Below are 4,657 nucleotides of genomic sequence, written 5' to 3'. Positions count from 1 at the left end.
GGTGCTTTCGGCGGTCAGACGTTTGGCCGCGGCAAGTTTGCCAGCTAAATCGGGATGCGCGGTGAGCACGCCCAATTTTTCGTCCTCGGACGCCGTGCGGAATATGCGGAACAGCGCGGAATGCATGCCAATGGCGGTGTCATGGGCTGGCCCGAGTTCCAGATCAAAGGCGCGATCGGCGATCCATGGAGAGTGCTCATAAATGCTGCCGAATTTGGTCACGAATGTATCGCGGTCCATCTGACTTGGACGGGGCTTGCGTGTGTGCGGATGGGTCTTGGCCCAATGCTCTGCAATGTCTACGCGGCGCGGGGTCCAAATGTCGTCAAAGGTTTGAATGTATTCGATAAACTTCTTAAGGCCCGCCAGCTTTCCGGGGCGACCAATCAAGCGACAATGCAATCCGATGGACATCATTTTTGGCGTGTGATCTGTGCCTTCCGCATAGAGCACATCAAAGGCGTCCTTGAGGTAGGTAAAGAACTGCTCGCCCGTGATATATCCCGGCGCAGTGGCAAAGCGCATGTCGTTGGCTTCCAGCGTGTAGGGGAGGATCAACTGATCATGATCGCCGACTTCGATCCAATAAGGCAGATCATCGTCATAAGTGTCAGAAATATAGTCGCAGCCGCCTTCTTCAGCGACCAAACGCACTGTGTTTTCCGAACAGCGCCCCGTGTACCAGCCGCGGGGGCGTGCCCCTGTGACTTCGGTATGCAAGCGAATGGCCTCTGCAATGCTGGCGCGCTCTTCCTCTTCGGGCATGTCTTTGTGTTCGACCCATTTCAACCCGTGTGACGCGATTTCCCAATCGGCGTCTTGCATCGCCGCGACCTGTTCAGGTGCGCGCGCCAAGGCTGTTGCAACTCCGTAAATCGTGAGTGGAATACCCGCGCCCGTAAACAGGCGATGCACCCGCCAAAAGCCTGCACGCGCCCCGTATTCATAGATGCTTTCCATGTTCCAATGGCGTTGCCCCGGCCATTGCGCAGCGCCTGAGATATCTGACAAAAACGCCTCAGAAGCCGCATCGCCGTGCAGCACTGAGTTTTCGCCACCCTCTTCAAAGTTCAGCACAAACTGTACAGCAACACGCGCATTGTTGGGCCATTTTGGGTCCGGCGCGTTTTGGCCGTAGCCTTGCAAATTGCGGTGATAGCGATTGGATGTGGGCTGCATTGGACTCGCTTTCGAAAATTTTGACTATTTGGTAGGCTCTTCGCCTCTTTTACTATCTTTTTAAGGCATTGGTGTGCAAAAGATTGATTGCGTCAAAGCATTCTTTGCGCGAGCCTTGCCCTAAATCGCAAAAAAAATGAGCATCAAGCCTATGACAACTGGATATTTGACCACTCATGTTCTCGACACTGCGCTGGGCCTGCCGGCCGCTGGCCTTAAGGTGGAACTGTTTTCAGTGCACCCATCGGCGCAGGGCGAAAGCAAAACCAAGATTGTCGCGATGGTCACCAACCACGATGGGCGCACCGATAGCCCGATTATGCCCGCCGCTGATTTCAAATGTGGCACCTATGAATTGGTGTTTCATGCGGGCGATTATTTGCGGGCGCAGGGCACGGACCAGCCCGAACCCTTTTTCCTTGATATCATTCCAATCCGTTTTGGCATGAATGACGACACATCACACTACCATGTGCCGCTTTTGGTGTCGCCTTACGGGTTCTCAACCTACCGCGGGAGCTAAACTATGTTGTATCCGATTTTGATGGAGTGGCTCGAATTTGCGGTGCGTTGGGTGCATGTGATCACCGCGATTGCGTGGATTGGATCGTCGTTTTATTTCATAGCGCTGGACCTTGGTCTGCACCGCGATCGCAATCTGGCCTCTGGGGCGGATGGCGAGGAATGGCAGGTGCATGGCGGGGGCTTTTACCACATTCAAAAGTATCTGGTCGCGCCCGATTCCATGCCCTCTGATCTCGTTTGGTTCAAATGGGAAAGCTATTCCACGTGGCTCTCTGGCGCGGCTTTGATGATCTTGGTCTACTACCTTGGTGCTGAACTTTACCTTGTTGATCCCAATGTTTTAGAGATGCCTATCTGGGTCGGAATCCTTATTTCTATTGGCTCTTTGGCCTTTGGCTGGGTCGCCTATGACCTCATTTGTAAAAGCAAATTTGGCGACGACAACACGCGGTTGATGTTGTTGCTCTATGTGATCCTTGTGGTGATGGCTTGGGGCTATACCCAAGTGTTTTCAGGTCGCGCGGCTTTGCTGCACCTTGGCGCGTTCACTGCGACGATCATGAGCGCCAATGTGTTTGTCATCATTATGCCGAACCAGCGCATCGTGGTGAAAGACCTGCAAGTGGGCCGCACGCCCGACGCGAAATACGGCAAGATCGCCAAGCAGCGATCAACGCATAACAACTACCTCACCCTGCCTGTGATCTTCATGATGCTGTCCAATCACTACCCGCTGGCTTTTGCATCTGAGTACAATTGGCTGATCGCCGCGCTTGTGTTCTTGATGGGCGTCACCATCCGCCATTTCTTTAACACCATGCACAAACGCGGTGGCATGCTGTGGTGGACTTGGGGTCTGACGGCCTTGTTGTTCGTGGCTGTGATTTGGCTGTCGACTGTGGGCATCTATTCCCAAGACAGTGGCGATGATGACCTGTCACAACTCGGCCCCGTGGCGCAGCGCTTTGCCAGCGCTGAAGGGTTCGAAGACGTACATGATCTGGTGCTGGGCAACTGTTCCATGTGCCACGCGGTTGAACCCGCGTGGGATGGCATGGCATCGCCCCCCAAAGGCATTGTCCTAGAAACCACGCAGCAGGTGGCCAACCACGCACGTGAGATCTGGCTGCAAGCCGGCGTCACCCACGCCATGCCCCCCGCGAACCTCACATACATGGAAGACGAGAGCCGCGAAATGATCCGCAAATGGTATGAGGCTGGGTTGAAGGGGTAGGGCATCGCGTGTGGACTGGTGTTGGTGCGTGCCTGCGCCCGCTCAGCGTTAAAAATGGGCCTACGAGAACATTGTAGCGCAGCTAGCGTCGGCTTCCAAGAAATGCAGAGCTGCAAGCTTTTCCCAAGATAGTCAGAAATCTAACAGCTAGGCATATGGTACAAATAGGTTGACCTCTCACCCACAGGAGAACTTAGTGAAGATGGAGATAAATGAGGGCCAGGGAATAGAATGAAATCGACTATCGCAATTGCTGCTGTTCTGGCTACAGGTTTGCTGGGCATTATGATTTGGAAGACGCCTGAGACCATAATCGAAGATGTGCAATCCCAAGACAGTAACAGCGCTGGTGCGTTCCTTGACGTGTTTGAGCCTGAGCTTTCGTCAAACGCCCAGATTGGGAAACAGGGTTATGAGATCAAATGCGCGGCTTGCCACGGAGCGAATGCGGCGGGCCAAGATGGTTTGGCGCCACCGTTAGTTCATATCATCTATGAACCGAACCACCATGGGGACGAAGCATTCCAGCGGGCTGCTGCCATAGGTGTTCGGGCACATCACTGGCCGTTTGGCGACATGCCGCCTGTTGAAGGCGTAACACGGGGCGATGTCACCATGATCATCGCCTACATTCGAGAATTGCAACGGGCCAACGGGATCAACTGACCCTTTGCAACAATGAAGACTTTTCTACTTGCGGGCATGATTGAGGCGCAGACGCTGGTTTTGGCGCTATAAACCACATCAAAAGGCGGAGCATGTGCCCCGCCTTTTGATGTTTTATAGACTATATCCAACGCGACTTAGGCGCGGGAAAAGGTCCAGCGCGTGGTCTGTTGGTAGGTCTCATCTGGGCGCAATTCGCAGGGCGGAAACCCGTCTTGGTTGGGAGCATCGGGCCAGCGTTGGGCTTCCAAAGCGACGCCGGAAAACGCGCCATAGTGCGCACAGTTATGGCCGATGTAGGCGCTCGATGGGTTGGCGCCTGCATCATAGACTTGCAGGCCCACTTCTGTGGTCTCGATGCTCATCGATAATCCGTTTGTACCCGTCAAAGTGCAGGCCTGTTTCAGCTCACCCTCAGGGCCTGTGAGGCAGAAGTTATGATCAAGGCGCTCCCCGTCAGGCAGGCCAATAATACTGCCTGTACGTAGGTCAAAGCCGGTGCCTTCAACCGAGGCCACGCCTGTGGGAATAAGGTTTGTATCGACAGGTGTGTAGTCGTCTGCAGGCACGGTCAGCACATGCCCCGCCATAGACGCCGTGCCGTCCATATTCCAAAAGGAGTGATTGGCGATATTGATCAAGGTTGCCGCATCTGTGGTGACCGATATTTCAAGCGTCAATTGCGCAGGGGCAGCAGCCGTGAAGCAGGCCGTGATCACGCGATTGCCGGGGTAGCCACCGCGCCCATCGGGCAGGTTCAATTCGAGCGTAACACTGTCAGTGCTTTGATCGGTGATGGTCCAGATGTCTTGGTGAATGCCGTCTGGGCCGCCATGCAGAGATGTTTCCCCTTCGTTTGCAACGAGTTGCAAGGTCGCGCCGTCAAGCGGTGCTGTGGCGTTGCTCAGACGATTGGCCACAGGTCCCACCAGAGCGCCAAAGTACTTAAAGTCTTTATCATAGGCGCGGATATCATCGCTGCCCAATGTCAGGCTGTGCGGCACGCCCTTCAAACGGACATCTTGCAGGATCGCACCTTGGGTCAAAATCGTG

General features: G+C 54.6%; 5 protein-coding genes. 3 read left to right on the top strand and 2 right to left on the bottom strand.

Features of this window, described 5'->3' with window-relative positions; all coding sequences use genetic code 11:
- A partial coding sequence (gene puuE, locus ABF287_RS16870; RefSeq protein ID WP_347186164.1) for an allantoinase PuuE occupies positions 1 to 1,179 on the bottom strand: 1,179 nt, incomplete at its 3' end.
- 151 nt (positions 1,180 to 1,330) lie between these two features.
- Between puuE and uraH the strand changes: the two genes are divergently transcribed.
- The 3 genes from uraH (at position 1,331) to ABF287_RS16855 (ending at position 3,604) form a co-directional block, all read left to right on the top strand.
- On the top strand, positions 1,331 to 1,702 hold the full coding sequence (gene uraH, locus ABF287_RS16865; RefSeq protein WP_347186163.1) for a hydroxyisourate hydrolase: 372 nt from the start codon (positions 1,331 to 1,333) through the stop codon (positions 1,700 to 1,702).
- Between the two features lie 3 nt (positions 1,703 to 1,705).
- Positions 1,706 to 2,938, top strand: a complete 1,233-nt coding sequence (locus ABF287_RS16860; protein WP_347186162.1) for a urate hydroxylase PuuD — start codon at positions 1,706 to 1,708, stop codon at positions 2,936 to 2,938.
- A 231-nt stretch (positions 2,939 to 3,169) separates the two neighbouring features.
- The gene (locus tag ABF287_RS16855) at positions 3,170 to 3,604 is read left to right on the top strand and encodes a cytochrome c (protein WP_347186161.1); all 435 of its coding nucleotides are present in this window, start codon (positions 3,170 to 3,172) and stop codon (positions 3,602 to 3,604) included.
- A gap of 137 nt (positions 3,605 to 3,741) precedes the next feature.
- Here the strand turns inward: ABF287_RS16855 and ABF287_RS16850 are convergent.
- The coding region (locus ABF287_RS16850) for an aldose epimerase family protein (protein WP_347186160.1) at positions 3,742 to 4,657 on the bottom strand (916 nt) is incomplete at its 5' end.

The organism is Pacificibacter sp. (genome assembly GCF_039769035.1).
Classification (GTDB): Bacteria; Pseudomonadota; Alphaproteobacteria; order Rhodobacterales; family Rhodobacteraceae; genus Celeribacter.
This window is presented reverse-complemented; position numbering and strand designations above follow the sequence as displayed.